Below are 26668 nucleotides of genomic sequence, written 5' to 3' on the forward strand. Positions count from 1 at the left end.
CGCCACCCAGCCACGTAAAGCGCACCATGTGGCTGGGTCGCAGGCCCTAGTCCTGGGCGCGTTTTTCCGCGACCAAGGCCGCCATTTGATCGGCGGGCAGGAAACCCCTTAAGAGCTCGTCTTCCATGACAAACGTGGGCGTTCCGCTGATCTGCAGCCTTTGAGCCAATGCGCGCGTTGCAGAGATTTCCTCGGTCACCGCGTCGCTGTCCATCCGGGCAAGAACCGCGTCGGTATCGAAATCAAAGCCGTCCGAGATCCGACGCAAGGCCACATCCGTCACCTCGCCATTGAAGGTGATCAGCGTGTCGTGGACCAGCTTATAGGCGTCGTCTCCTTCGACCTGTTTCACGGCGACAGCAAAGCGGGACGACGTCACGGACGCTTCGCCGAGGATCGGAAATTCCTTCATGATCAGTCGGATATTGCCGTCCGTTTCAAGAAGCGACTCAACTTCGCTATGGGCCCGGCGGCAGAACCCGCAGCGGTAGTCGACGAATTCGACCAAGGTGATGTCGCCGTCCGGATTGCCGCCAACCCAGGAAAAGCCGTCTTCGAAAATCTCCTTCTCGTTGACTTTGACGAGATCGAAATCGGCCTGGGCCTGTGCGGCGGCCTGACGTTCCTCAAGCGCATTGACCGCTTCAAGGATCACTTCGGGGTTCTCCATCAGATAAGCGCGAACCTCGGCATGGAAAAGCGCGCGCTCTTCCGCGGACATCGAGTTCAGGTCAAGCGCTGTCAGCGGTGCCGCGGCAAGCGCGAGAACTGCGAGGGAGGGGACGGCGAGGCGGATCATCTCTTTCTCCGTTTCTGATCTTGTTCATATGCAATGAGCACATCTTGCGCGCGGCGCCAAGCCACCGTTCCGGTCGGCAGAAGGTCGACGGCCCGTTTGGCGTGGACCCCGGCATCATCCAGCCGGCCTTGCAAGGCATAGCGCTCTGCGGTGACCATCGCGGCCATGCCGGTCTGCCCCGTCTGCGCATAGGCAACCGACATGTCGCGCAGCACGCGCGGGTTACGGAAATCCAGCGAACGGGCTTTTTCCAGCGTCGCAAGCGCGGCTTTGTTCTGGCCGGCTGCAAGTTGCGCGCGTCCGAGCCCGGCCAGGATCTGCGACTCCTGCGGTGCGAGCGACACGGCGGTCTTGTAAGTGGAAAGGGCGGCTGCGAATTGACGGCTCTCCATCAGGATCTGACCTTTCAGATCATAAAGATATCCATCTCTCGGCTGCAGGGCGATCGCGCCGTCGATGGCGCGTACCGCTTTGCGCAGGTCGGATTGACGATGATGCGCAATGGCTTCCCGCATCAATCTGACATCCTTGTAGCGTTCGGCGCTCACCCTCCGCATGGTCCATTTGGGGGACCGGGTGAAGGCCGATAGCTTGCCTCGAATGCGCGCGAACCAATAATCCGCGGTCGGGTTGGGTTTGGCGGTGTCGCCGAAGGCTGCCACGAACGCTTCGGCCGCGCGGATCCGGTCACGGGTCAGCGGGTGAGAGCGCATATAGGGATCCTGACGTCCGACCGACAGCGCCTCCTGCCCGCGAAAAAGCTGGTGGACTTTCAGCAACCCCGTCGGGCTGACCCCTGCGGCCCGCAGAAACTCCGCTGCCGAACGGTCGGCGGCGGCCTCTTCGGCGCGGGTGTGACTGAGAAAAAGGCGTTGGGCGGAAGAGGCGGTGCCAAGGGCCAGACCACCGGCGGCTTCGCCTCCGCCCCCTGCGGCGGCTGCCACGGCCAACGCGACGCCGAGGCCGGCCACCGTGCGCGCGCTTTTCATGTTGGCCATCCTCCGCGCGATGTGACCATTGGCGATATGCGCGGCTTCATGTGCGATAACGGCCTGCAACATCTCTACATCATCGACTTTCTGGATCAGGCCGTAGTGCAGGAAGATTGCGTTGTTATCGATCACGAAGGCATTCAGCGAGCTTTCGTTGACCACCAGAATCCGCACCCGCGACGGGCTCAATCCCGCAGCTCTCAGGATGGGAGCGGACAGTTGCGACAGCCCATGTTCGATGTCGGCATCACGCAACAGCGTGATCGCTGCGCCGGGCACCGCGCTGACCAGAAAAAGTGCCAAGGACAGGGCCATGGCCGGGATTGACGGAAACCGCCACGCACGGTGATAAGTCATGCGTACAGAATAGGAAAAACCGGATGCGAAACTCAAGACGTGCCGCCGTCGATCCCTTCATTGTGATGGACGTGATGGAGGCGGCAAGCCGCGCGGAGGAGGCGGGGCGCCGGATCATTCACATGGAGGTCGGCCAGCCCGGCACCGGCGCGCCGAAAGGCGCTGTCGAGACGCTCTCGAAGGCTTTGGCGACCGATGCGCTTGGATACACCGTGGCTCTCGGTCTGCCGGCCTTGCGGCGCCGGATCGCGCAGCTTTACCGGGATTGGTATGATCTCGACCTGAACCCTGACCAGGTCGTCGTAACCTCCGGCTCTTCGGCCGGGTTCATCCTGGCCTTCACCGCGCTCTTTGACAGCGGAGACCGCGTTGGCATCGGCGCACCGGGATATCCGTCTTACAGGCAGATCCTCAAAGCGCTTGATCTGGTCCCGGTCGACATTCAGACAGCGGTGGAAAATCGGCTGCAACCGGTGCCTGCGGACCTTGCCGGCCAAGATCTCGCGGGCTTGCTGGTGGCCTCGCCCGCCAATCCCACCGGCACGATGCTGGGTCGGCCCGCCTTGCGCGCGCTTATAGATGCCGCCCACGCGGCCGGCGCCGCCTTCATTTCGGACGAGATCTATCACGGCATCGAATATGAGGGGAAGGCCGTCTCGGCACTGGAATTGAGCGACGAAGTTTACGTCATCAACTCTTTCTCGAAGTATTTCAGCATGACCGGCTGGCGCGTCGGCTGGCTGGTCGTCCCGGAGGATCAGGTTCGCATCATTGAACGCATCGCGCAGAACATGTTCATCTGCCCGCCGCATGCCAGCCAGGTGGCAGCCCTTGCCGCGATGGAATGCGACGCCGAATTGCAGGCCAACCTTGATGTCTATCGCGCCAATCGCGCCCTGATGATGAAGGGATTGCCCGAGGCCGGGTTCAAAAGTTTCGCACCCTCCGACGGGGCCTTTTATGTTTATGCGGACGTGTCGGATCTGACGCAAGACAGCCGAGCATTCGCCGCCGAAATCTTGGAGCGGGCGGGTGTGGCGGTTACACCCGGTCTCGACTTCGATCCGGTCCGCGGTCACCAGACGTTGCGGTTTTCCTACGCGCGCTCGACCGAGGATGTGAAAGAGGGGTTGAGGCGCCTGAAGTCCTTCATGCAATCACGCTGAGCGTTTCCTTGCCGGTCGCGGTGGTGTAGGCTTTGCTCAACGGCTTCGAAACGAAAGCCGATTGAGCAGAGGGTTGAGCATGATCCGGCATCTTATTTGCCTTTGGTTTGCAATCGTGACGTCGATCGGCGCGGTTGGCGCACAGGATCTGACCGGTCTGGCGCGGGTCCTGCCGGAGGAAAGTGCGCTCCGCGATATCAAACGCGGGGGCGTTCAGCTTGATCTCTCGCTCAGTCAGGGCGTGCCTTACCGCGTGTTCACGCTGGACGAACCGCGCCGATTGGTCGTTGATTTTCGCGAAGTCGATTGGAGCGCGCTGGAGCCTGCAGACTTTCTGGAAAGCGAAAATGTATCAGCGGTCAGGTTCGGAACTTACCGTCCCGGCTGGTCCCGGATGGTTGCAGACCTCTCTGTCCCGCTCACGGTTCGGACGGTGGAGCTTCGCCAGACCGATGCAAGCGGTCGGGCGCGGGTGACAATCCAAATGGCCCGTGCCGAGGCAGAGACCTTCGCGTTGCAATCGGGCGCACCCTATGACGCACGCTGGGATCTTCCGCCCGCGGCCGATGTGCCCACGGTGGCGCCGCGAAACGACACGAATGCCTTGCGGGTCATGCTGGATCCCGGCCACGGAGGCATTGATCCGGGTGCCGAGCAGGGGGGTGTCGACGAGAAAACAATGATGCTCATCTTCGCCCGCGAGTTACAGGACGAGTTGTTGCGCGCCGGCGGGTTCGACGTCTTTCTCACCCGGACCGACGACTACTTTGTGTCGCTCGAAGGCCGGATTGCAATGGCCCATACCCAGTCGGCGGACGTGTTCATCTCGCTTCATGCTGATTCTCTTGGGGAAGGTTCTGCCCATGGGGCGACAATTTACACGCTTTCCCCGGAAGCCTCCGATGTGGCCAGCGCGAAACTGGCCGAACGCCACAATCGCTCGGACCTTTTGTCCGGTGTTGATCTGAGTGGTGCGGATGACCGGGTGACCGGTGTATTGCTCGATCTGGCACGGCAGGAAACGCAGCCCAGGACCGAAGATCTGGCGCGCACGCTGGTGCAGACCCTCACCCAGACCGGCGGGCCGATGAACCGGCGCCCTTTGCGTTCAGCGGGCTTTTCCGTGCTCAAGGCGGCCGATATCCCGTCTGTCCTGATTGAAATCGGGTTTTTGTCCAGCCCAAGGGATCTGGAGAATATCAAATCGGCAGAGTGGCGGCAGCGAATGGCGGGCGGCATTCGTGCGGGGCTGCAGGCCTGGCGGCGCGACGATCTGGCCCAGCGACCGCTTGTGCGGCGTTGACGGCGACATTCGGCGCATCCGCCGCAGCGTTGTGTTTTGACGCCCTCACCCCGTAGCGATATATTTCCCATATCTTTTAGACAAAGGCGGTGGGCGTGGTTCGGTTTATTCTGTCCTTTTTTGGTACGATCTTCTCGCTCGTGACATTGGGCGTGATGATGGTCGCCTTGTCGATCGGCGCGATCTTCTGGGTCTATGGTCGCGATTTGCCGAGCCACGAGTCGCTCGCGCAATATAAGCCTCCCACGATCAGCCGGATCTATTCCGGTGAGGGTCATCTGATCGACGAATTTGCGAAAGAACGCCGGCTTTTCGCTCCGGCCGATGAGATCCCCGATCTTGTCAAACAGGCGTTTATCTCTGCCGAGGACAAGAATTTTTATTCCCACCGTGGTTACGACATGCGCGGCATCGCGGCGGCTGGCGTCGAAGCGGTCAGATCACGGGGGCAGAACCTGCGCGGCGCGTCGACGATCACACAGCAGGTGATGAAGAACTTCCTGCTGAGCGGGGACCGCCAGATCGAGCGTAAGATCAAGGAGATCATCCTGGCCAGCCGTCTTGAGGAGACGCTGGACAAGGAAAGCATCCTGGAACTCTATCTCAACGAGATCTTCCTGGGGCAGAATTCCTATGGCGTTGCTGCGGCTTCGCAGACCTATTTCAACAAGACGCTGGCCCAACTTGAGCCGCATGAGGCCGCCTTTCTGGCATCCCTTCCGAAAGCGCCCAGCGACTATCATCCGGTGCGCCGCAAGGATCGTCTTTTGTCCCGCAGAAACTTCGTTTTGAGAGAAATGAACGAAAACGGGTATCTGACCCAAGCTGAGTACGAGCAAGAGAAAGCACAGCCCCTTCGGTCGGTGCAGAATGGCGATTTCGAGAGTTTCCGCACAGCCTTGCCGGAACGGGATTATTTCACGGACGAGATCCGCAGGCAGTTGAGCCGCGACTTTGGCGAAGGGGAGTTTTTCACCGGCGGGTTCACGGTGCGGGCCACCATAGATGCGGACATGCAGCGTGATGCGGCCAAGGCGCTGCGGACGGCGTTGGAAAGTTATGATCGTGGTCGGGGCCGCTGGCGCGGGACGGGAGAGCAGATTGATCCCGCCCTTCTTGGAGACGAGGCAGGCTGGCGTGCCGCGCTCGCCGAAGTCGATGTCGCCCGGGATATCTATCTTGAGAACCAATGGCATCCGGCCGTCGTGCTGGAGGTCGGCGACAGCGCGATGCGGGTTGGCATCGAAGGTGTCGAGGAAACAGAGGCGGAACCCTTCAGCGTGCCGCGCAAGGACATCGACTGGATGCGGGGCAGCTTCCGCGACAATTTCGAGGTTGGTGATGTCGTCCATGTCCGCCGCATGACCGCCGACGCCGATGGCAGCTTTATTCGTTGGACCCTGCGGCAGGTGCCCGAAGTGCAGGGTGGCTTTATGGCGATGGACGTCAATACCGGGCGTGTGATCGCGATGCAGGGCGGCTTTTCGTACCAGCATTCGGTGTTCAATCGCGCCACTCAGGCGCTTCGCCAGCCCGGTTCGAGTTTCAAGCCTTTCGTCTATGCGGCCGCACTCGACAGCGGCTACAGCCCTGCGACAATCGTCGTGGATGCCCCGATCGAGATCAACACCCCACAAGGCCTGTGGAGGCCGCGCAACGCGTCGAACCGCTTTTACGGTCCGACACCCCTGCGGACCGGGGTGGAGATGTCGCGGAACCTGATGACAATCCGCCTGGCCCAGGAAGTGGGAATGGAAGTCGTCGCGGACTATGCCGAGCGGTTTGGGGTCTATGACGACATGCGACCGTTCCTTGCGAATTCGCTGGGGTCCGAGGAGACGACGCTTTACCAGATGGTCGCCGCCTACGCGATGTTTGCAAACGGGGGGGAGCGGGTGCGCCCCACGCTCGTGGACCGGATCCAGGACCGCTATGGCAAGACGATCTACCGACATGATCAGCGCGACTGCCTGGATTGTCAGGTCGCAAGCCTGGAACCGAACGCTTTCCCAAGCATCGTTTCGAACCGCGAGCGGGTGATGGATGCGGTCACCGCCTATCAGCTGACATCCATGATGAAAGGCGTGGTGGATCGCGGCACGGCCAGTAAGACGGTCAATCTGTCCGTTCCCGCGGCGGGCAAGACCGGAACAACCAATGATGCGCGTGATGTTTGGTTCGTGGGTTTTACCAGCAACATCGTCGCAGGATGCTATATCGGATATGACCAGCCGCGCCCCCTGGGCCGCGGGGCGTCGGGCGGTGGCATGTGCGGGCCGGTTTTCCAGTCCTTCATGAAAGAGGCGACGAAAAAGTTCGGCGGCGGTCCGTTCGAGGTGCCGGAGGGCGGACAGTTCATCAAGATCGACCGGTTCACCGGTGCCCGGCTGAGTGACAGTGCCTCGGGCGCGAATGTGGTGGCGGAGTATTTCCGTCTGGGCGAAGAGCCGATCTTTGGCCTCGCCTTCGACGGCGGCTTTGCGATGGGCTCTAACCTGCCGCTCTTTGACGAAGCGGCGGCGGGGCAGGGCCGGCAGGTCACGACCTCCACCGGCGGCACAGCGGTGGTGGGACCCAAGGCGTCCTTCGGCACGCTCAGCTCCGGCGGTCTTTATTAGCGTTCCTCGCTGCGCTTCGCTTGACCCTGTCTGATCTTGTCCGTTGAATATACGGTATGGCTGTTTCAGACGCATTGATCGCGGAGTATCAGACGCTCTATCAGGTGTATGAGGCCTATCAGGAGCAAATGCTGACCTTAAAGGAGTGGTCGGTCACTGTGGGATTGTCGGCCTTGGTCGCAGCATACCTTGTGGGCGGTCAAAAGATCCGGCGCATGGGCGTTGTTCTTGCAGCGCTAATCTCCGTCCCGTTCTGGATCATCGATACGATGTGGAAGATGTATCAGAAGGCCAGCCTTGTGCGTTTGGAATTGATCGAACATTGTGTGCGCTATAATATCGAATGTGTGCCAATGCAGAGCGTCGCCAGCTGGCAGGCATCTTATAGCAGCTTTGACTTTTGGGACTGGATTTCGACGGCGATCAATCCCAACGTGTGCCTGCCTCATATTGTGCTGCTACTGCTTGGACTGTTTTTGGCATGTCGTCGGCCACCTCATCACCCTAGTACGATGCAATCCCAGAGGTGATGTCGCAATCTTGTCGATCTCACCCCGCTGGGATATCACCCAAGTGCAAAGCAATGAGATAGGTCAGCCATGCGCGCAGACGCCCAGAACACCGTGGCCGAAATCGAGAAATCGCTGGAGCTGCTGGCCCAGCGGCTCAACGTCGAAACGGCGCAGCATCGGCTGGAGGAATTCAACGCGAGAGTTGAAGACCCGAACCTTTGGGATGATCCCGACGCCGCGCAAAAGCTTATGCGCGACCGCCAGATGCTGGTCGATGCGATGGAAACCTACGACAGCATCAAACAGGATCTCAGCGACAACGTCGAACTGATCGAACTTGGCGAGATGGAAGAGGATGACGAGGTCGTCGCCGACGCCGAGGCCGCGCTGACGGCCCTTGCCGAGAAAGCCGCCCAGAAGGAACTTGAGGCTCTCCTGGATGGGGAGGCCGATGGCAACGATACGTTCCTTGAGATCAATGCCGGTGCCGGTGGCACCGAGAGTTGCGACTGGGCCTCGATGCTGGCGCGCATGTATGTCCGCTGGGCAGAGAAGAAGGGCTACAAGGTGGAGTTGCAGTCCGAAAGCGCGGGCGATGAAGCAGGGATAAAATCGGCCACCTACAAGATCAGCGGGCAAAACGCCTATGGCTGGCTGAAATCGGAAAGTGGGGTGCACCGTCTGGTTCGCATCTCGCCTTATGACAGTGCCGCCAAGCGGCATACCTCGTTCAGCTCGGTCTGGGTCTATCCGGTGGTTGACGACAACATCGAAATTGATGTGAACCCGGCCGATATCCGGATCGACACATACCGGTCGAGCGGGGCGGGGGGGCAGCACGTGAACACCACCGACTCGGCTGTTCGCATCACGCACCACCCAACGGGGATCGTGGTGACCTCGTCCGAGAAGTCCCAGCACCAGAACCGCGACATCGCCATGAAAGCGCTGAAATCGCGCCTTTACCAGCTTGAGCTGGATCGTCGCAATGCGGCCATCAACGAAGCGCATGAAGCCAAGGGCGATGCAGGCTGGGGCAACCAGATCCGATCCTATGTGCTGCAGCCTTACCAGATGGTCAAAGACTTGCGCACCGCGCATGAGACGTCGGATACCAAAGGTGTGCTTGATGGCGATCTGGACGGCTTCATGGCCGCGACGCTGGCTTTGAACGTTTCGGGCAAAAGCCGGGCGGAGGCTCAGGAGGGCGTCTGACATCAGGATGACACGGGGCCCGACCCAAAGGCTTCCATCCTGTCGCACCGGGCGTTAGGCTTCTGGGCAAACGTCAGCAAAGGCCGCCCAAATGTCACTTGCCATCCGTTCGGCACGGGAAATCGTTGGTGAGCTCACCGATAGACGCCTTTCGGCAGAGACTTTGCTGCGGATGACGCTGGACCGGATCGCCGAGGTGAACCCAAGCGTCAACGCCATTGTCGGGATGGCGGACGAAGGCGACCTTCTCGCCGAGGCGCGGGCCTGTGATCAAAGTGCGTTACGTGGGCCGCTGCACGGCCTTCCGATTGCAGTGAAGGATCTGGTGAATGTCAAAGGCCTCAAATCGACGCGCGGGTCCCCGATTTTTGCCGATTTTGTCCCTGAAACGGACGATCTCATCGCGGCGCGTCTGCGTGCCGCCGGCGCGATCCTGATCGGGAAAACGAATACGCCGGAATTCGGGCTGGGCTCACACACATTCAATCCGGTCTACGGCGCGACGAGAAACCCTTACGATCCCTCCCGGACCTGTGGCGGCTCATCCGGCGGTGCTGCCGTGGCCCTTGCGACCGGTATGCTGGCGCTTGCAGATGGATCGGACATGATGGGCAGCCTGCGCAACCCTGCGGCCTGGGGCAATGTTTACGGGTTTCGGCCAAGCTGGGGCCGCGTTCCGTCCGAACCGGTGGGTGATACCTTTCTTCATCAGCTTTCGACGCTTGGGCCGATGGCGCGGTCGCCCGATGATCTGGCTCTCTTGCTGGATGTGATATCCGGACCGGATCCAAGGCAGCCACACGCAAGGGATGCCGAGAAGGTGGGGGCGGTCATGGCCGGGGATCTGACCGGCAAGCGCATCGGCTGGCTTGGCGATTGGGGCGGCGCCTACCCGATGGAGGCAGGCTTGCTGGACCAATGCGTGCACGCGGTTGATGTTCTGGCTGATCTCGGCTGCATCTTGGAAGAGGTCGAGCCACCTTTCCCGGCCGAAGCCTTGTGGGAGAGTTGGACGACCCTCCGCTCGTGGAGCGTCGCGGCCAGCCTTGATCCGCTGGCCGCACATAAAGACAGCCTGAAGGATACCGCAATCTGGGAAATGGAGCGGGGGCAGTCCTTCAGTGCGCTGGACGTGCATGCTGCCAGTGTCATCCGGTCTGAATGGTTCACATGCGCCGCGCGGCTTTTCGATCGCTATGATGCGCTCGTGCTTCCCGCGACCCAGGTCTGGCCGTTCGATGTTGCGCTTGACTATCCCACGACGATCTCCGGCCACGCCTTGGACACCTATCACCGATGGATGGAAGTTGTGATCCCGGTCAGCCTTATCGGCCTGCCGTGCCTTGCCGCACCCGCGGGCTTTAGCCAGACGGGGCTTCCGGCTGGTATCCAGATCTTCGGGCCACGTGGGTCAGACGCGGATCTGCTTGGGCTCGGTGCCGCCTATCACGAGGCAACCAGGTGGCCGCAACTCCGCCCCGCCTTTCCTCAGCAAGAGGCCGTGACATGACAGAACCGGAATTCGGCGTTCCCGCCCTTGGGGCAGCCCGTGCGTCCCTCATGCGACAGGCCCTGATGCGCGGATGGCAGGACATGCGACGTGCGCCGCTTTTCGGTCTCGCATTCGCCGGGTTCTATGTTCTGGGCGGCTGGGCCATGGCCTGGATCACGTCCGAGACCGAAACCACCTTCTGGCTGGTGCTGGCCGCGATCGGCTTCCCGCTGATCGGACCTTTTGCGGCGGTGGGGCTTTACGAGGTTTCTCGTCGGCTTGAACAGGGCCAACCGCTCGACTGGCCCGGCGTTTTGGGGGTGATCCTGCAGCAGGGCGGACGACAATTGCCGTCGATCTGTGCCATAATCATCGTCGTCTTCCTGTTCTGGTTTTTTCTGGGTCACATGATCTTTGCGTTGTTCCTGGGGCTCTCCACGATGACCAATATCTCGACGTCCTTCGAGGTCTTTCTCACGCCCAGCGGTCTTGCGATGCTGGGTGTGGGCACGCTGGTGGGGGCGGCGTTCGCCCTCTTGCTTTATATGATCACCGTGATCGCTCTGCCGCTTCTGCTTGATCGCGAGATTGACTTTGTGACCGCGATGATCACCAGTTTTCAATTCGTTCTGGCCAATCCAATCCCCATGCTCGGCTGGGCCGCCTTTATCGCGATTGCGACATTTGTCGCCTTGATCCCGTGGTTTCTGGGCCTGCTTTTCGTGCTTCCGCTGCTGGGTCACGCGACCTGGCACCTCTACCGGTTGCTGCAGGAGGCAGCGTGATCAGGGCTCTCTCCCATGTGTTTGAAGCTGCTTGAGAATAACCGGGCGAGCGGGATGCGCGGCCTCTAGGGCAAAAACATAGGCATGTGTCAGGTAAAAACATGCCGCGTCCACATCTGCCGCCTGTTCGGCTGCCTCCTGATAGAGATCGGCCAACAGGTAAACGTCATTCGCAAGATGGGCGGCCAGAAGACGCCCATCGAGGTCAGTCATTCGGCGGCGGCGCGGGCGCGATAGACATCCATACGTGCCGCGATCCAATCGTGAAACATGTGCGTCGGCCCGTCCATGGCCGGTGCGAACCGTCCGCCGTCAAAACCGATGGCGTGGCGCCCGCGCTGCATGCCCTCGACGACAAAGATATCCTCTTCGAAAACCGATTTCCAAAGGGCGGAATTTTCGGCGCGCAGGGCGGGATCGACATCTGGGCTGGCATAATAAAGATGCACATGCTCTGACGTCTGCTCCGGCCCCTCCGGACGGAGAACGATGGCGAATGCATGGTCCCGATGCACGCCCAGCAGCACGTTGGGGTAGACTGCGATATATTCTGCCGCCGCGTTCCAATAGTCGCTCAGCCCCGCAAAGTCGGGAAAAACCCGACCGTCCTTGTCCGAGATCTGGCGATACACCCGCGTTCCTTGTCCGGAAAACGCGCCGGGCTGTTCGATGTGATAGTGATCTTCCAACCGGGAATAGCTGTTCAGGCCGGGGTGGACCCAGGGCAGGTGATAGCTTTCACAGTAATTCTCAACAGCAAGTTTCCAGTTCGTGCGCACGTTCAGGCAAAAGGTGCTGTCGGGTCCGCCGTGATAGAGTGGCTGTTCGAATTCGCCCCATCGACGCATGACATCCGACATCTCGTCTTCGAACGCCAAGGCATCACCCGACAGATTGATCCAGACGATGTCGCGCCAGATATGGCTCCGCACCTCGATCAGTCCGAGCTGGTCGCGGTCGATGCCGTCATGCGTATTGTGTCCCGGACCGCCGACATGTGGTGTGCTGACAAGCCGTCCGTCCGTGGCATAGCACCAGCTGTGATAGGGGCAGCGCAGCGCGCCCTCGATCTTGCGCGGTGCATCCACAAGGATCATCCCCCGGTGGCGGCAGGTGTTTTGAAACACGCGGATCTGCCCGCCTTTGTCCCGCAGGAGGAGCAGGGGGACGCCTGCAAATGTCAGCGGTTTGGCGTCGCCCGGTTCCGGCACATCGGAGGCAACCGCCAAACCGCTCCAGCCCGCAATCAGGACCGCGTGCGTTTCCTCTTCGTAGATCTCGGGGTGGGTGTAATGCGCATTGGGCAATCCGTGCGCCGACGTGATCGGGCGGCGGACGGTCGATAGATCCGTTGTTTTGCGGGCCATGGCAGATTCCTTTTCCGACATGGAAAAGCCTACATAAGCCAGCAGGTCTGTCATGCATGAGAGCGACGCGGCTTTACCGCCCGCGACACCACGTCCTCAACTAAAGGGGGCGTCCGGCTGAAGCAGCCTTTTGTGAAACAGCATCAGTTTTTCTTCGCTGACGAAACCACATCTGCGTGCGGCTGCCATAACCTCTCCGGTTTTTTGTCCGAGATGCTCATAGACCATGCGGACCACACGTGTGCCGGTCGTACTCTCCCGGACCGTGCGGGTCACATAGCCAACCCAGAAATTGTTTTCGAACGAAGACACCCGCGAGAGATAATTGAATGAACATGTCATCGCCCGACGTCGCGAGATCACGGATGCAATTCCGTTTTCCTGCTGCATCACGAAACCCCTGAATTCACGGGTCGCCGGATCGCTTGGCAACCCTTGCTGGCGCATGGCCTCCTTTGCTTCGAAGCCGCGGATATAGGTGTTATCCTCGGCCCGGAATACATACACTAGGCCGATGACGAATTGGCCCTCGTCGATGAAAGAGCGTCTTGAAAACCGATAAAAGCCACTTGGAAACATATCCTCGGGCACGGCGTTCACGCCGGCGCCCACGAAATCCGAAAGGTAATTGCTCGTCAGCGCGTCAGCGCGGGAGGTAAGCGTATCGACGGGTTCCAGCAGAATACGCGCATCAACGTCAAAAAATGTGCATATCCGGTCAAGCACATCCGGGCGCGGAAAGCTTTCACCGGACAGGTATCGGTTAAATTGTGTCCGATTGATGCCAAGCTGCCTCGAAAGCTCCGAGACTGAGGCGTACCTCTTTGATAATACGCGTAAATTTGCGCCAAACATACTGCGGAGTTCTGCGGGCGTTCGAACGGGATGAGCCATTTTTCAAAACTTTTCGACTTTGACGCGCATATGCGTTCGGGATTGGATGGCGCGGGTGAGCAACAAGCTGAACTATATACTGATACTAACTAGCGTCAATAGTGACGCAAATGCGGATCACAAACCTACCGGGATAGACACAAAATGCAAGATCACGACGCAGAGTTAACCATGTCAGTTTGATCGTATTTCGATCAATCTTGATACTAGGGATAGACGGGACTGAATATGCTTGGCGTTGTACTATGGAGTGACCCGCACGAGAAGAAGGCTGTAATCTGGTGTGAGGATCACGGGGATCTCGCGTTTTATAGGGGGGCATCGGATGCAAAAGGCACCGAGTGCATTCTTGACGCGGGCGATTTGGTTGAATTCGAAATGACGACCGAGAGGCATCTGCGCCTGGCGCATGATCCGCAGCTTGTGTCAGAGGGATTGTATCCGGGAATTGCGGAGAGTCTTGCCCCGCAATCAGTGCCGCGAAAACCCGCACCACGGGAATCCGCGAAGATTATTCCGTTCGCGCGCTATGTGCCGGGCCATAAAAGGCAGGTTCGTGAAGCGATTGGCGTGACGGGCTGATTTATTCGCCGCGCAAGAGCGCGGCGACCCCTGTTCGCGCGATCTCCGCCAGACCCAGCGGACGCATAAGGTCGGCGAACGCGTCGATTTTGTCAGGCGCGCCCGTAATCTCAAACACAAAGCTGTTGAGCGTGCTGTCGACCACGTTGGCGCGGAAGATGTCGGCCAGCCGCAGCGCTTCGACGCGTTTGTCCCCCGTGCTGACCACTTTGATGATCGCAAGCTCTCGCTCGACCGAGGGGCCTTCCACGGTCAGATCGTTTACTTCGTGCACGGGAACGATCCGGCCAAGTTGCGCCTTGATCTGTTCGATGACCTGGGGCGTGCCGGTCGTGACGATCGTGATGCGCGAGCGGTGACCGGTATGATCGACCTCGGCCACTGTCAGACTTTCGATATTGTATCCCCGACCCGAGAACAGCCCGATCACGCGCGCCAGAACACCCGCTTCGTTGTCCACCAGCAACGCCAGGGTGTGACGTTCCTGTACGTCAGAGAACGTCGGCCGCAGATTATAGGCAGAGTGCTTGCTTGCGCCTTTTTTGATGTGCAGAGCGGACATGGCGGACTTCCGTAGCTGGTTGCGCGGTCTTGGCCCTGACCTTTAGGCCAGACCTCTCTCAAAGACCAGTCCAAAGCGATGGTTTTCAACCGGTTTTAAGCGATCTCGCCGCGCTGCGATACTGACGGGGTGTCTGGTCAAAAAGCTTGCGGAAGGAGCGCGACAGATGTGCCTGATCGGAAAACCCGCAATCCATTGCGACCTCGCAAATCGATTGATCCCCCTGATCGAGCATTTGCGCGGCCCGCATCAGGCGGCGCTGCTGAACCTCGCGCATCGGGCTTTGACCGAACGCGACCTTGAACGCACGGGCGAAGTGATACCGGCTCAGCCCGGCCGCGGCGGCCAGATCATCCAGCTGGATGGGATCGCCCAGATGCGCTTCGATATATTCGGTGACATGCCGCTTTTGCCGCGCGCTCAATTGCTCTGCCCCCAAAGAGGGCGCGCTTTCCTGCAGGGTCGCTATAAGGTCAGAAACGATGGCATGGCTCAGCGCGTCGATCTCAAGCTGACGCAGGCTGTCGTCACCCGATGCGACCTGCATCAGGTTTTGACAGGTGCGCGCAAGGCGCGCGTCGGCGAATTGCCCGTGACGGCAGAGCTGCTGTTGTGACAGCCGGAGCGAAAGATCGTAAGCCTCGGCCGTTGTTCTGAGCGCCTGGGCCGGGACATAGACATGCATGAGCGCGAAGGCCCCGCGCGTTACCGCCTGCGGCTTGCCGTCCGACGGCACGATCATCCAGGACAGAGGATTGAGCTGACCTTCAAAGCAGAGCTTGCCATCGACCTGAACGTCGGCACAGGCGACGGCGGTCGTGTGCAGGGACAGCACTAGCATATCCGCTGGCAGGTCGGACGTCAGAAGCCTGTCACCGGGGTCCTCACAGCGCCAGATCACGCCGGACAATCCTGTATTCGTTTCGAAATCGGCAGTCGTCGGAACCCCCCATGCACTGCGCATGCGGGCAATGGTTGAGCCGGGTTCAAAGGACGGATCAGCGCGTTCCATGCAAAGTTATCGCAAGATCGGTTCATTCCGGCAAGCCTGTGCAAGATTTCGTGGGATCTGGCCATCACCATCAACGTCGGCGTTACACAGGAGGAGAGACCATGAACGACCTGACACCAACGACAGCCGATGCGACTGGGATCAAGCTTTCAGTCCATGAAAAGCCGGCCTTCATAGATCCCGATACGATCCCGTGGCAGCCCTGGGTCATGGAGGGCACGCATTACAAGCTGATGACCGTCGATGTCCGATCCGGCGGATTTACCCTGTTTCTGAAAGTCGATCCGGGCACCGAAGCGCCGGTTCACGGCCATGTCGGCGCCGTGGAGGGGGTGATCCTGGAGGGCGGGTTTGCCTATGACGATGATGCAGGCAGCACGGGAAACTACATTTGCGAGCATGGCGGAGCGGTCCACCAGCCTGTCTCCCCCGACGGATGCGTGATGTTCGCGATCACGCATGGGCCCCTGATCGGCTACAACCCCGACGGCACGATCGCCGCCGTGGTGGATGCAAAAATGATGTACGAGATGGCCACGACCGCGGGCGTGGCCGACCATATCGAGGCGACATTTCACTGAAGGGCAGGGGCCACGACAACGCGGCCCCTCTCTTACACCAGAACCGATCCCTTGGCGTCGATCACGCCTTGGGTTTCCGCCTCGCCAAGCAGCATTTCGTTGTGCGCCTTGCCTGAGGGGATCATCGGGAAGCAATTCTCGTGCTTTTCCACCAGGCAGTCGAACAGGACCGGGCCATCGTGATTGATCATCTCCATGATGGCATCATCGAGATCCGCGGGGTCCTTACACAGGATCCCTTTGGCGCCAAAGGCATCGGCCAGCTTGACAAAGTCGGGCAGGGCGTCTGACCAGGAATGCGAGTAACGCTCGCCATGCAGCAATTCCTGCCACTGGCGCACCATGCCAAGGCGTTCATTGTTCAGGATGAATTGTTTGACCGGCAGCCGGTACTGCACCGCCGTGCCCATTTCCTGCATGTTCATCAGCCAGGACGCTTCGCCAGCGACGTTGATGACCAGCGCTTCGGGATGCGCGATCTGCACGCCGATCGAAGCCGGGAAGCCATAGCCCATCGTGCCCAGACCGCCCGAGGTCATCCACTGGTTCGGTTCCTCGAACCCAAGATACTGCGCGGCCCACATCTGATGCTGGCCAACCTCGGTACAGATGAAACGGTCCTTGCGATCCTTGGTCAGCGCTTCGAGGCGGGCCAGCGCTTGTTGCGGTTTGATCGTCTTGCCCGCTTGCGTAAAGGCCAGGCAATTCACCTTGCGCCATTCCTTGATCTGCGACCACCAATTGGCAAGACCTTCGGCATTGGTCTTGCGCCCCCGGGATTTCCAGACTTTCAGGATATCCTCGAGCACGTGGGCCACGTCGCCCAGGATCGGGATGTCGACCTTGATCACCTTGTTGATGGACGACGGATCGATATCGATATGGGCCTTTTGGCTCTTGGGGCTGAAGGCGTCGATGCGACCGGTGATCCGGTCATCGAACCGCGCGCCGATATTGATCATCAGATCGCAATCGTGCATCGCAAGATTGGCCTCATAAAGCCCGTGCATGCCCAGCATGCCCAGCCAGTTCTTGCCCGAGGCGGGATAGGACCCCAGACCCATCAGGGTGGAGGTGATCGGAAACCCTGTCGCGTCGACCAGTTCCCGCAAAAGCTGGCTGGCCGCAGGGCCGGAATTGATCACACCGCCTCCGGTGTAGAAAACGGGTCGCTTGGCTTTTTCGATGGCGGCGACCAGTTCGGTGATCTCCTCCATATCCCCTTTGACGCGTGGCTGATAATGGCTGGTCGAGGGTTTCGGCGGCGTATAGGTTCCGGTCGCGAACTGAACATCCTTGGGGATGTCCACCAGCACCGGCCCGGGGCGTCCTGCGGTGCACACATGAAACGCTTCATGCATCACGCCTGACAGCGCGTCGGTCTCCTTCACCAGCCAATTGTGCTTGGTACAAGGACGGGTGATGCCAACGGTGTCGGCCTCCTGAAACGCATCAGAGCCGATCATGAAGGTGGGCACCTGTCCGGTCAGGACAACGATCGGAATTGAATCCATCAACGCATCGGTCAGGCCGGTGACGGCATTCGTGGCGCCGGGGCCAGAGGTGACCAGCACAACGCCCGGTTTACCCGTGGATCTTGCATAGCCCTCGGCGGCATGAACGGCGCCTTGCTCGTGCCGCACAAGGATGTGCCGAATGTCATTCTGTAGAAAAATCTCGTCATAAATCGGAAGGACAGCACCGCCGGGATATCCGAATACGGTATCGACACCCTGATCTTTCAGGGCTTGGACCACCATCTTGGCTCCGGTCATTTGCTTGCTCATCTGTCTGCTCCGCTTGAGACATTTCGATTTGACAAAAAAAAGCCCCCGAAGGTTCGGAGGCGCATGGGGTACCTTTATGGTCTACCGTTACCGGCCCATGCGCATGGTTCCTACGATTACGACTAGAGTGGTCATTGAAGGGCTCCTTGATTGGAGTGGACATTAAGTGGGGCGCTAAGGGGCGTCAACAGGGAAAGGAGCGAAAATAGTGTCGCAGGCGGCAGTTTTTCTTTCCAGTTGTTGCGCCCCTGGCTGGTAATCAGACGATTTTGCAAATCGAAAGGGATTGAACCATGCAAATGAAGCAGATCACGCCTTTTGTGCCCTGTACGTCGCTTGAGGCTCAGATCGCCTTTTTTCGCGACATACTGGGCTTCGAGATTGGTTTTCAGGCGGATAACTACGCTTTTCTAAAACGCGACGCCGTCGCGGTGCGGCTGGTGGAGGTTTCGCCGGATGTCGATCTTACCCATCCAGAGCGGCAAGGGTCGTTCTACATTGATGTGGAAGACGTCGATAGGCTTTGCTGATCTGAAATCCGCGCTGGATCGCTTGTCGCCGAGCCGTGTTCGCGCGCCGTTCAATCAGGAGTATGGGCAACGGGAGTTTCACGTCAGCGACGAGGATTGCACCTTGATCTTCTTCGGTGCGCCTGTGCGATGACTATCCCCTTTAAAGATCGGCGCCGGTGCCCTGCAGGACGCCATGCTCCATTGCATAGCGGGTCAGACCTGCGGTGCTCGAGATCCCGAGCTTGCGCTTGATGTTTTTTCGGTGGGTTTCGACCGTACGGACCGAGATGTCGAGGGCCAGCGCGACCTCCTTGTTCGACTTGCCCTGGGCAAGCTGCAAAAGGATCGTCTGTTCGCGCCCGGTCAACGCCTCTCGTGCGGAATCCTTGGGTTCAAGAGAGCCCTGCGCCCCGGTGCAAAGATAGCGCTCCCCTCGCATGACCGTGTCGATGGCCTGCTTGATTTCGTCGGTCGGCACGTCCTTCAGAATGTAGCCCATCGCCCCGTGGCTGAGCGCCGAGGAAATGTATTCGGGGCTGTCGTGCATCGACAGAACAAGGATGCGGGTATCCGGACGGCGTTCCAGCAGGATCTCCGTGGCGCTCAACCCGCCGAGTTTGGGCATGTTCAGGTCCATCAGAATAACATCTGGCTGAAGCTCGGTTGCACGGTCGACGGCGTCCTGACCGTTGCCAAGTGTCCCGATAACGTCGACATCGTCATAGGTTTCCAGGATGGATTGAATGCCTTGCGCAACCATCGGGTGATCGTCGACGATCAGAACACGAACCGGATCTGTCATGCTTGTGCTTTCTTCTTTGTGGAGGCGCCGTCATCTGCCGGTGAGAGCAGGTGCGTGAGCGGGACACGGGCCTCGATCACCGTCCCGCCGCTTTGGTTGCGGGTACGTCGGGATGACAGGATACGCAAGGTCCCGTCGAGCTGTTCGATCCGCTCCTGCATGTTGCGCAGACCCAGGCCCGAGCCGCTTTGCCCGGGTTCATGTGGCAACCCGCGGCCGTTGTCGCTGATCCTTAGGGTCGCGCCCTTTTTGTGTCCGCGTATGTCGATCGTGACATGGGTGGCATCCGCGTGACGCTCGATATTGGTGAGTGCCTCTTGAGCGATCCGGTAGAGGGCGATCTTGGCGTCCTGATCCAACCGGTTTCGGAACACGACCGTGCTGAATTCCGTCACGATCCCGGTGCGGGCGCTGAAGTCATCTGTCAAAGCCTTCAAGGCGGGACCAAGCCCCAGATCGTCAAGCACCCCGGGTCGCAGATCCCGGCTGATCCTGCGCACTTCGTTAATGGCGACGCCAAGATTCTCTATCCCGGTGTCCAGAGAGGCGAGGGCATTGGCATCGTTGCCGTCGATCCGCCGTCTGGCGGTATCCATGCTGTAGCGGATGCCGACCAGGATCTGACTGATCCCGTCGTGAAGTTCCCGCGCGACACGCCCACGCTCTTCCTCTTGCGCGTCAAAGACCCGTTGGGTGAGCTTTTTCAGCTTGGCATCCGCAAGTCGACGTTCGCGTATGTTCAGAACCATGCCGGATACGAAGACGATCATCAGCGCACCGAACGTGATGACAGCAATGTATATAAACGTGCGCTGAACGCGCTCTTCGACCTCGGCGCGGGCCGTTGCCACCGTGGACAGGACATCATCGATGAAGACGCCCGTACCGACGGCCCAACGCCAGCTCTGAAAACCGGTCACATAGGCAACCATCTGCGCCTCTTCCCCGGTGGACGGTTTCGGCCACAAAAAGGTGTGATAGCCCGACCCTTCACGGGCCAGCCGGATCAATTCGTCCACCACGGGCGTACCTGCGCTGTCGGTCAGACCGGCCCAGTTTCGGTTGATCCGGTCGGTCTGGCGAGGGCTGACCAGATTGTTGCCGTCATAGTCGTAGACAAAGAAGAAACCGTCTGTGCCATAGATCATCGCCGACAGGATCTGGGACACCTGATCCTTTGCGTTCTGGTCATCCGGCTGCGCCGACCCGTATATGAAGTAAAAGCCGTTGCGGGCCTGGGTGACGTAATTGCGCAATTCGGCCTTCTTGGCTTCGAGAAGCTGTTTTTCAAGCGTCTTGATCTCCCGCTCGGCCAAGGCGCGAGACTGATAGGCCACCAGCACGGCGATTGCAGCCACGGCCGCAACAAGCGGGACCGTCGCGAGCAGCGACAGTTTTTGGGCGTAGTTTGGGCGAAAAAAGCGGACCAGACCCTTCATGCCGAATCGTTACCGCCGAATCGTTCGCTTTCAAAGCCCCCTCTCTCAAACGTTTATTCGCGACAAATCTATGAAAGCGGTCGTCTCGTCATGAAGGCGGCAGATTTTTTGACCAATTCGCCGCAAAAAGCCCGATCTCTACGTAGTACTTGGTATTCACATGTGACGCCGCGTCGTTAGGGTGGCGCCACTTTAACGATCCGCCCGGACTTGGGGACGGGCATCTTATAAATGGGAGGAGTGACTCTATGGATCGTCGTTCATTTCTAAAAAACTCGGCGCTGGGTGGGACAGCTGCCGCAGCGGCTACGCTGGCGGCGCCTGCATACGCTCAGGGCAACCGCAAGCTGACCATGGTCACATCGTGGCCACGTGGTTTCGCAGTGCTGGATGACGCTGCGACGTACTTTGAAAACATGGTTGGTGCGATGTCCGACGGCACGCTGACCATCGAAAAGAAAGCGCCCGGCGAACTGGTCGGCGCGTTCGAAGTCTTTGACGCTGTGTCGTCGGGCCAGGCGGACCTCTACCACTCGGCTGACTACTACTTCATCGGTCAGCACCCGGCTTATGCCTATTTCACGGCTGTGCCTTTCGGTGCGACGGCGCAGGAGCTGACCAACTGGTATCATCACGGTGGCGGTCACGAAGCGCACAACATGCTGGGCGAGATCTTCAACCTGAAGTCCTTCCTTGCCGGCAACTCCGGTTCCCAGTCGGGTGGCTGGTTCCGCAACGAGATCAACTCGGCCGCGGACTTCAACGGTCTGAAATTCCGGATGCCGGGCCTGGGCGGCAAGGTGCTGGGCAAGCTGGGCGCATCGGTCCAGAACATCCCTGGCGGCGAGCTTTATCAGGCGCTGTCCTCGGGCGCGCTGGACGGTCTGGAGTGGGTTGGTCCGTTCGCGGACGAGCGGGCAGGCTTCCAGGAAGTGGCCAAGGTCTACTACACCGCCGGCTTCCACGAGCCGGGCTCAGGCCTCTCTGCCGCCGTCAACCTCGACGTCTACAACGACCTGTCGCCGGCGCATCAGGCGATCATCGCGAACGCCGCGATGGCCACCACGCACACGCAGCTGGCCGAAACGCTGGCCAACAACGGTGCCGCGCTGAAGCGTCTGCAGTCTCAGGGCGTGAAAACGATGCAATTCCCCGATGATGTCTGGGATGCGTTCGGCGCGGCGTCGAAAGAGGTCATGGACGAGAACATGGGCGACGAGATCTTCGCGGATATCCGCAAGGGCTTTGAAGAGTCGCTCGCGGCGAGCTCCGAGTGGATCCTTCAATCCGACGGATACTACGTCGAGCAGCGCAACCGCGTTCTGGGCGGCTAATCGCCAAGTGTAGAGAAGACGGGGCCCGGCATACCAGCCGGGCCCCGTTCGGGCGTAAGCTCGTACTGAAAATGACGTGAGCGGCCCTGGAAGAGGGGCTGGTGGGGGAAATTATGCAGGAAGACGCTGCAAGCGGCGGCGGCCTCGGGCTGATCCTAGATGCGCTGATCTGGCTCATCACCAATATTGGAATGGCCTTCGTGAATTTCTTCACGGCCGTGTTTAATCCAGGTCTTTGGCTGAACTGGTCCGAAAACGAAGCGATCATGCGCTTTGTCTACTATGGCGGATCGGTTGAGTTTTTCTTCGTCGTGTTCACGGCCTTCCTTTTGTTGACTGCCGTCGGGATGTGGCGCACCAACATCCTTTGGGGTGTCGTTCGCGTTCTTGAAGGCTTTGCCAACACGGTGGGTCGATTTTTTGCCTGGGCCGGCCTCTTGATGGTCCTGCAACAGATCGTCATCGTGTTCATGCAGCGGATCTTTACCCGCCCTGACATCTCCATCGGCTTCGGTATCCCGCTTCAATTCGACATTTCCTGGTTTGCCGAAGAGTTGAAGCTTTATAACGCGCTCGTCGTGTGCCTTTGCGCCGCTTACACGTTCGTGCAGGGCGGACATGTTCGCGTCGATCTGATCTATTCCGCGGTTCGGTTTCGGACCAAGAAGGTCATCGATATGTGCGGGTGCATCCTCTTCATGATGCCGGCCGCGGTTCTGACATGGATGTATGGCTGGTACTTCCTCTGGCGTCACTTGATCGTGCCGAAACCTTCGGCCTCCGACACGCTGGACCGGCTGCTTCTCAAGTCGCGTGCGCTGCGTTGGAATGTCGAGACGATCGGGTTCAGCCCCAACGGATTCAACGGATACTTCCTGTTCAAAATCCTGCTCTGCGCCTTTGCCGCGATGGTGTTCATTCATGCCGTGGCGTTCTTCTACCGGTCCTACCTGGAATGGCGCGAGGGCGAAGAGAGCGAAAACAAATACCTCGACAAGGACAGCCTTGGCGAAGGTGAAGAAGCCTACGAAGGCGCTCATTAATCTAAGGGACAGCAGCTATGCTATTCGGTCTTGATGGCGTCGAAGTCGGCCTGATCATCGTGTTCTTCTGCCTTTTCGGAGGCATCCTCTCCGGTTTCCCGGTGGCGTTCGCCATCGGCGGGGCCGGTATCATTTCCTTCGGGATCATCGCCGCGCTCGACAGTGCCGGCCTTTTGATCCACCAGGCCATCGATACGGGCTCACAAGCCTACCGGGACCTGGTCAATTCCGGCGTCGATGACGACAGCATTTCGATCTTCCGATATCCGGAGCTTCCCAGGATCGGCGAGCCGGTCTTCCCCAGCGGATGGGAAACCGCGCTGGACCGGAACGTGTCGTTCATCGTGAACCGGATCAACGAACGTGTTCTGGCCGGTCAATCCATCGAAACGCTTCTGGCCGTGCTGATGTTCGTTCTGATGGGCATCACGCTGGAGCGGTCGAAGATCGCAAACGACCTTCTGACCACGATGGCGCGCGTGTTTGGCCCGCTTCCCGGCGGCCTGGCGGTGTCCATCGTCGTCGTGGGTGCGTTTCTGGCGGCATCGACCGGTATCGTCGGTGCAACAGTGGTGACCATGGGCCTGCTGGCCCTGCCGACCATGTTGCGCAACAACTACTCGCCCGAGCTGGCGACCGGTGTGATTGCTGCCTCCGGCACGTTGGGTCAGATCATCCCGCCCTCTATCGTGATCGTCCTTTTGGGCACGCTTGCCGGTGACCTATACTCCGCCGCGCAAGAGCAGCGTGCGACCGCGGCCGGCTGTACCGATGCGTTGACCTATCTGGGCGAGCCTGCGGTGGTGTCGGTCGGCACGCTGTTCCAGGCCGCTCTGGTGCCCGGCATCATGCTCGCGATGCTCTATGCTCTTTATGCCTTTGGGTATGCCTTGCTCAATCCCAGCAAGGCGCCGGCGGTGGAAATGGGCAGCACGAATAACGAGCCCGTGACCCGGAACGAAGGGCTGCTGTGGTTCATCGGGGCGCCCATTGCCCTGATCGGTGGTGCGATCATGCTGTCGAGCGTGAACGTGATCGGCAGCCAGAACATCTCGGTCTCTGCCTTCTCCGATCTGGGGGAGGGCGCGAGCCTGCGCACCAATGTCGGGCCGGAGTGTCAGGCGTCGATGATCGAGCTGCATGGTCAGGTCGCCTGGGACAGGGCCTTGGCCGAACAGGCAGCCATCGACGAGGCCGGCGGCGTTCAGCAAAGCACACGCCTGAGCCCGGAAGAGATTGCCGCGGCCCGTGACGCCAAGATCGCCAACGCCGCACCGATCGGATCGGGCGTTGCCATCCTTGCCGTGATGCTTGCGCTGGTGCTGACGACCGCGCGGGGGGTCTCTCCCTCCAGCGATCCACGCCCACTGTTGATCGGGGGCATCGGGATCGTACTGATGCTGATGGTCGACGTGCTGTTTGTCAGGCCGACCACATCATCGGGCGCGGAATGGGTCATGATGGCCATTCCGGTGGCCATCGTGCTCTATGCCTGCCGCTTCGCCGCGCAGAGGCTGGCGCAGAACGAGCTGATACGGGTCGTCTTTCCGCCTCTGGTGCTGATCATCGCCGTGCTCGGCTCCATTCTGGGCGGGATCACCAACCCGACCCCGGCGGCCGCCTTGGGCGCAGGTGGAGCGATCATGCTTGCGGCTTACCGGAAGCTGAAGGATCAGAACCGGTCGGGCATGGTGATCATCTGGTCAACCTTCGCGATCATCATCTGTATCCTGGTCGGGGTGAACTTCGATCTACGGATCAACCAGGGTAACGTCAGCGCGGAAAGCTGGATCGCCTTCTTCGTGGCTTACGCGGCCTATCTCTATGCGCTCTTCGGGCTTCTGTTCGGATGCTGGGTGCTGTTTGCGTCTGGTGTTCTGACGCCTGTGGTTCGGGAAACGGCCAAGGTGACCTCCATGGTCTTCACCATCCTGATCGGGTCGCAGCTTTTGAACCTGGTGGTGATCTCGTTCGGGGGTGAGCACTACATCCAGCAATTCCTGCGCAGCTTTGACAACGAGTTCACGGTGTTCCTGCTGGTGATGCTGGTGCTCTTCGTCCTCGGCTTCGTTCTGGACTTCCTGGAGATCATCTACATCGTGATCCCCATCGTCGGACCGGTGATCTATGGCGGATCGTTCGATCCGAAATGGGTCACGATCATGGTGGCCGTGAACCTGCAGACCTCGTTCCTCACGCCGCCCTTTGGCTTTGCGCTCTTCTATCTCCGAGGGGTCGCACCGAAAGAGGTCACCACCGGGCACATCTATCGCGGGATCCTACCCTTCGTGCTGATCCAGGTGGCAGGGCTCGCCTTGCTCTGGACCTTCCCCGGGATCGTAACGTTCGTACCAGACCTGATACCGAACTGATCCGGCGGGATTTGAAAAGCAAAGGGCCCACCGGGGCCCTTTCGCTTTTTTGCGACGCGCAATGTGTTCTCGCGCTGGTCCTTCTTCCGATCTTTAGTTTGTGAAAGTCAGTGCTGGATTGACCTTATCAAAAGCGGATAGCCGCCTTGAGGGTCATGAGGGCGAAGCACATCATTGGGCTGAATGAGGGTGCCGGGCTAGAGTACAGGATCCAGAATTGCGCAAATCAGGCTCAATCCGACCCGATGCGCTTGCAGACCCTGCCATCAGACAGCGGCTATTCAGGCAGCTTTTTAAACTCTCGGTGTCAGCGCGCGCTGCCGAGACGATTGGGTGCATAGGGACGATCGCAGAGCATCGCATGCAAAGGCTCCGACTTGCCTCCGTCACCTCCTTTTTCGAACGCGCGCTGAAATTTAGACGTCGGGCGCCAGTCACAAGCTTTCAGGAGGAGCCGTCCATAACCTTGCCCATGTATTCCTCTTCTGAAATCGTGCCGCCTTCGGTCGCCGCTCTGCCTTTGTCGTCCGGGTGAAGGTAGTCTTGAATGGCATCGATGCGTTTCCAGGCAGGATAGGGTTGTTTGCCATCTGCATCAGGCACATAGATCGAGTGCGGCTCCACCCGTTTGTGTTTATGGATCATGCGGGCGCAGTTCTGGAAGACCCGGGTGACATTGACCACCGCGACCATGTTGCAGCCCGGGAAATGGGCCATCAGGTCCGGGTCTTTTGAAACCTTGGCATCGCCCTGCACGCGTAACCGCCACGGCGTCTCGAAATCTATGAACAGCATGCCCACTTTGCTGGCCGCATCGATGTTGCCCATCGATAGCCACATCCCGTTCCCATCGTAGTTTGGAAAGACGAGCGTGTTGTTCCCCAAAGACTTCACAAATCCAACCGGCCCTCCCTTGTAGGACACGGTCGGTTCGCCGTCTGCTGTGACGGTGGACAAGAAGAAGTAATCGCGGGTTTCGATATATTCGATGTGATACTCCTCCAACTCATTGCGGGCGATGGCCTGGATGACGGCATGTGACAGTTTTTCATGCCCGTTTTCAGATTGCAGCTTGCGCTGTGCATCCGTGTAGAACTCTTCATGGGATGGAATGGCTGGTTTTGACTCTGTCATGCTTCACT

At 59.6% G+C, this 26668-nt stretch carries 24 protein-coding genes; 13 read left to right on the plus strand and 11 right to left on the minus strand.

The window, feature by feature from the left end; genetic code table 11:
- Positions 1 to 46: 46 nt before the first annotated feature.
- Both CFI11_RS09465 and CFI11_RS09470 read right to left on the minus strand, forming a co-directional pair.
- Complete coding sequence (locus CFI11_RS09465; protein WP_130405302.1) at positions 47 to 799, minus strand: DsbA family protein; 753 nt, start codon at positions 797 to 799, stop codon at positions 47 to 49.
- Entirely contained in the window at positions 796 to 2148 is a 1353-nt protein-coding gene (locus CFI11_RS09470) for a M48 family metalloprotease (protein ID WP_130405304.1), read from the minus strand. The genes CFI11_RS09465 and CFI11_RS09470 overlap by 4 nt, the downstream gene beginning before the upstream one ends.
- A gap of 23 nt (positions 2149 to 2171) precedes the next feature.
- On the opposite strand from CFI11_RS09470, the gene CFI11_RS09475 reads away from it, so the two are divergent.
- From CFI11_RS09475 to CFI11_RS09505, 7 genes are all read left to right on the plus strand, one after another.
- Complete coding sequence (locus CFI11_RS09475) at positions 2172 to 3314, plus strand: pyridoxal phosphate-dependent aminotransferase (protein WP_130405306.1); 1143 nt, start codon at positions 2172 to 2174, stop codon at positions 3312 to 3314.
- A gap of 79 nt (positions 3315 to 3393) precedes the next feature.
- Entirely contained in the window at positions 3394 to 4617 is a 1224-nt protein-coding gene (locus tag CFI11_RS09480) for an N-acetylmuramoyl-L-alanine amidase (protein ID WP_130405308.1), read from the plus strand.
- Positions 4618 to 4712: 95 nt separating this feature from the next.
- Positions 4713 to 7235 carry a penicillin-binding protein 1A gene (locus tag CFI11_RS09485; protein ID WP_130405310.1) on the plus strand — a complete coding sequence of 841 codons (2523 nt, stop codon included), beginning with the start codon at positions 4713 to 4715 and terminating at the stop codon, positions 7233 to 7235.
- 56 nt (positions 7236 to 7291) lie between these two features.
- Complete coding sequence (locus CFI11_RS09490; protein WP_130405312.1) at positions 7292 to 7765, plus strand: hypothetical protein; 474 nt, start codon at positions 7292 to 7294, stop codon at positions 7763 to 7765.
- A 69-nt stretch (positions 7766 to 7834) separates the two neighbouring features.
- Complete coding sequence (gene prfB / locus CFI11_RS09495) at positions 7835 to 8962, plus strand: peptide chain release factor 2 (protein ID WP_130405314.1); 1128 nt, start codon at positions 7835 to 7837, stop codon at positions 8960 to 8962.
- Positions 8963 to 9053: 91 nt separating this feature from the next.
- Positions 9054 to 10472: an amidase gene (locus tag CFI11_RS09500; RefSeq protein WP_130405316.1), complete on the plus strand. Its 1419-nt coding sequence runs from the start codon at positions 9054 to 9056 to the stop codon at positions 10470 to 10472.
- Positions 10469 to 11239: a DUF2189 domain-containing protein gene (locus tag CFI11_RS09505; protein ID WP_130405318.1), complete on the plus strand. Its 771-nt coding sequence runs from the start codon at positions 10469 to 10471 to the stop codon at positions 11237 to 11239. The genes CFI11_RS09500 and CFI11_RS09505 overlap by 4 nt, the downstream gene beginning before the upstream one ends.
- Here CFI11_RS09505 and CFI11_RS09510 read toward each other — a convergent pair whose 3' ends face one another.
- The 3 genes from CFI11_RS09510 to CFI11_RS09520 form a co-directional block, all read right to left on the minus strand.
- The gene (locus tag CFI11_RS09510) at positions 11240 to 11452 is read right to left on the minus strand and encodes a hypothetical protein (RefSeq protein ID WP_130405320.1); all 213 of its coding nucleotides are present in this window, start codon (positions 11450 to 11452) and stop codon (positions 11240 to 11242) included.
- Positions 11449 to 12606: an aromatic ring-hydroxylating dioxygenase subunit alpha gene (locus CFI11_RS09515; RefSeq protein WP_130405322.1), complete on the minus strand. Its 1158-nt coding sequence runs from the start codon at positions 12604 to 12606 to the stop codon at positions 11449 to 11451. The genes CFI11_RS09510 and CFI11_RS09515 overlap by 4 nt, the downstream gene beginning before the upstream one ends.
- Positions 12607 to 12702: 96 nt before the next feature.
- A complete protein-coding gene (locus tag CFI11_RS09520) occupies positions 12703 to 13500 on the minus strand; it encodes a helix-turn-helix domain-containing protein (RefSeq protein WP_254449056.1) in 798 nt (265 codons plus the stop codon).
- A 228-nt stretch (positions 13501 to 13728) separates the two neighbouring features.
- On the opposite strand from CFI11_RS09520, the gene CFI11_RS09525 reads away from it, so the two are divergent.
- A complete protein-coding gene (locus CFI11_RS09525) occupies positions 13729 to 14082 on the plus strand; it encodes a hypothetical protein (RefSeq protein ID WP_130405324.1) in 354 nt (117 codons plus the stop codon).
- Between the two features lies 1 nt (position 14083).
- Here the strand turns inward: CFI11_RS09525 and ilvN are convergent, their stop codons facing one another.
- Together ilvN and CFI11_RS09535 are read right to left on the minus strand one after the other, a co-directional pair.
- The gene (gene ilvN, locus CFI11_RS09530; protein ID WP_130405326.1) at positions 14084 to 14644 is read right to left on the minus strand and encodes an acetolactate synthase small subunit; all 561 of its coding nucleotides are present in this window, start codon (positions 14642 to 14644) and stop codon (positions 14084 to 14086) included.
- A gap of 85 nt (positions 14645 to 14729) precedes the next feature.
- Positions 14730 to 15656, minus strand: a complete 927-nt coding sequence (locus CFI11_RS09535; RefSeq protein ID WP_130405328.1) for an AraC family transcriptional regulator — start codon at positions 15654 to 15656, stop codon at positions 14730 to 14732.
- Positions 15657 to 15757: 101 nt separating this feature from the next.
- On the opposite strand from CFI11_RS09535, the gene CFI11_RS09540 reads away from it, so the two are divergent.
- The gene (locus tag CFI11_RS09540; RefSeq protein WP_130405330.1) at positions 15758 to 16237 is read left to right on the plus strand and encodes a 2,4'-dihydroxyacetophenone dioxygenase family protein; all 480 of its coding nucleotides are present in this window, start codon (positions 15758 to 15760) and stop codon (positions 16235 to 16237) included.
- 32 nt (positions 16238 to 16269) lie between these two features.
- On the opposite strand, the gene CFI11_RS09545 is transcribed toward CFI11_RS09540, so the two are convergent.
- Positions 16270 to 18024: an acetolactate synthase 3 large subunit gene (locus tag CFI11_RS09545; RefSeq protein WP_130405332.1), complete on the minus strand. Its 1755-nt coding sequence runs from the start codon at positions 18022 to 18024 to the stop codon at positions 16270 to 16272.
- A gap of 299 nt (positions 18025 to 18323) precedes the next feature.
- Between CFI11_RS09545 and CFI11_RS24595 the strand changes: the two genes are divergently transcribed.
- Complete coding sequence (locus tag CFI11_RS24595; protein ID WP_254449057.1) at positions 18324 to 18554, plus strand: VOC family protein; 231 nt, start codon at positions 18324 to 18326, stop codon at positions 18552 to 18554.
- Positions 18555 to 18696: 142 nt separating this feature from the next.
- Here CFI11_RS24595 and CFI11_RS09555 read toward each other — a convergent pair whose 3' ends face one another.
- Both CFI11_RS09555 and CFI11_RS09560 read right to left on the minus strand, forming a co-directional pair.
- Positions 18697 to 19338, minus strand: coding sequence for a response regulator transcription factor (locus tag CFI11_RS09555; RefSeq protein WP_130405334.1), 642 nt, complete (start codon positions 19336 to 19338; stop codon positions 18697 to 18699).
- Positions 19335 to 20777, minus strand: a complete 1443-nt coding sequence (locus CFI11_RS09560) for a cache domain-containing protein (RefSeq protein ID WP_130405336.1) — start codon at positions 20775 to 20777, stop codon at positions 19335 to 19337. The genes CFI11_RS09555 and CFI11_RS09560 overlap by 4 nt, the downstream gene beginning before the upstream one ends.
- Positions 20778 to 21025: 248 nt before the next feature.
- On the opposite strand from CFI11_RS09560, the gene CFI11_RS09565 reads away from it, so the two are divergent.
- The 3 genes from CFI11_RS09565 (at position 21026) to CFI11_RS09575 (ending at position 25526) form a co-directional block, all read left to right on the plus strand.
- Positions 21026 to 22111, plus strand: a complete 1086-nt coding sequence (locus tag CFI11_RS09565; RefSeq protein ID WP_130405338.1) for a TRAP transporter substrate-binding protein — start codon at positions 21026 to 21028, stop codon at positions 22109 to 22111.
- 113 nt (positions 22112 to 22224) lie between these two features.
- Positions 22225 to 23154, plus strand: coding sequence for a TRAP transporter small permease subunit (locus CFI11_RS09570; protein ID WP_130405340.1), 930 nt, complete (start codon positions 22225 to 22227; stop codon positions 23152 to 23154).
- 17 nt (positions 23155 to 23171) lie between these two features.
- A complete protein-coding gene (locus tag CFI11_RS09575) occupies positions 23172 to 25526 on the plus strand; it encodes a TRAP transporter large permease subunit (protein WP_130405342.1) in 2355 nt (784 codons plus the stop codon).
- Positions 25527 to 25970: 444 nt separating this feature from the next.
- On the opposite strand, the gene CFI11_RS09580 is transcribed toward CFI11_RS09575, so the two are convergent.
- Positions 25971 to 26660 (minus strand): pyridoxamine 5'-phosphate oxidase family protein, encoded by a 690-nt coding sequence (locus CFI11_RS09580; protein WP_130405344.1) that lies wholly within the window; start codon positions 26658 to 26660, stop codon positions 25971 to 25973.
- Positions 26661 to 26668 lie beyond the last annotated feature (8 nt).

This window comes from Thalassococcus sp. S3, assembly GCF_004216475.1.
GTDB lineage: Bacteria > Pseudomonadota > Alphaproteobacteria > Rhodobacterales > Rhodobacteraceae.

Coding starts and splice junctions, on each gene's coding strand:
- CFI11_RS09465 (WP_130405302.1), bottom strand. CDS start 799: ATGATCCGCCTCGCCGTCCCCTCCCTCGCAGTTCTCGCGCTTGCCGCG.
- CFI11_RS09470 (WP_130405304.1), bottom strand. CDS start 2,148: ATGACTTATCACCGTGCGTGGCGGTTTCCGTCAATCCCGGCCATGGCC.
- CFI11_RS09475 (WP_130405306.1), top strand. CDS start 2,172: ATGCGAAACTCAAGACGTGCCGCCGTCGATCCCTTCATTGTGATGGAC.
- CFI11_RS09480 (WP_130405308.1), top strand. CDS start 3,394: ATGATCCGGCATCTTATTTGCCTTTGGTTTGCAATCGTGACGTCGATC.
- CFI11_RS09490 (WP_130405312.1), top strand. CDS start 7,292: ATGGCTGTTTCAGACGCATTGATCGCGGAGTATCAGACGCTCTATCAG.
- prfB (WP_130405314.1), top strand. CDS start 7,835: ATGCGCGCAGACGCCCAGAACACCGTGGCCGAAATCGAGAAATCGCTG.
- CFI11_RS09500 (WP_130405316.1), top strand. CDS start 9,054: ATGTCACTTGCCATCCGTTCGGCACGGGAAATCGTTGGTGAGCTCACC.
- CFI11_RS09505 (WP_130405318.1), top strand. CDS start 10,469: ATGACAGAACCGGAATTCGGCGTTCCCGCCCTTGGGGCAGCCCGTGCG.
- CFI11_RS09510 (WP_130405320.1), bottom strand. CDS start 11,452: ATGACTGACCTCGATGGGCGTCTTCTGGCCGCCCATCTTGCGAATGAC.
- CFI11_RS09515 (WP_130405322.1), bottom strand. CDS start 12,606: ATGGCCCGCAAAACAACGGATCTATCGACCGTCCGCCGCCCGATCACG.
- CFI11_RS09520 (WP_254449056.1), bottom strand. CDS start 13,500: ATGGCTCATCCCGTTCGAACGCCCGCAGAACTCCGCAGTATGTTTGGC.
- CFI11_RS09525 (WP_130405324.1), top strand. CDS start 13,729: ATGCTTGGCGTTGTACTATGGAGTGACCCGCACGAGAAGAAGGCTGTA.
- ilvN (WP_130405326.1), bottom strand. CDS start 14,644: ATGTCCGCTCTGCACATCAAAAAAGGCGCAAGCAAGCACTCTGCCTAT.
- CFI11_RS09535 (WP_130405328.1), bottom strand. CDS start 15,656: ATGGAACGCGCTGATCCGTCCTTTGAACCCGGCTCAACCATTGCCCGC.
- CFI11_RS09540 (WP_130405330.1), top strand. CDS start 15,758: ATGAACGACCTGACACCAACGACAGCCGATGCGACTGGGATCAAGCTT.
- CFI11_RS09545 (WP_130405332.1), bottom strand. CDS start 18,024: ATGAGCAAGCAAATGACCGGAGCCAAGATGGTGGTCCAAGCCCTGAAA.
- CFI11_RS24595 (WP_254449057.1), top strand. CDS start 18,324: ATGAAGCAGATCACGCCTTTTGTGCCCTGTACGTCGCTTGAGGCTCAG.
- CFI11_RS09555 (WP_130405334.1), bottom strand. CDS start 19,338: ATGACAGATCCGGTTCGTGTTCTGATCGTCGACGATCACCCGATGGTT.
- CFI11_RS09560 (WP_130405336.1), bottom strand. CDS start 20,777: ATGAAGGGTCTGGTCCGCTTTTTTCGCCCAAACTACGCCCAAAAACTG.
- CFI11_RS09565 (WP_130405338.1), top strand. CDS start 21,026: ATGGATCGTCGTTCATTTCTAAAAAACTCGGCGCTGGGTGGGACAGCT.
- CFI11_RS09570 (WP_130405340.1), top strand. CDS start 22,225: ATGCAGGAAGACGCTGCAAGCGGCGGCGGCCTCGGGCTGATCCTAGAT.
- CFI11_RS09575 (WP_130405342.1), top strand. CDS start 23,172: ATGCTATTCGGTCTTGATGGCGTCGAAGTCGGCCTGATCATCGTGTTC.
- CFI11_RS09580 (WP_130405344.1), bottom strand. CDS start 26,660: ATGACAGAGTCAAAACCAGCCATTCCATCCCATGAAGAGTTCTACACG.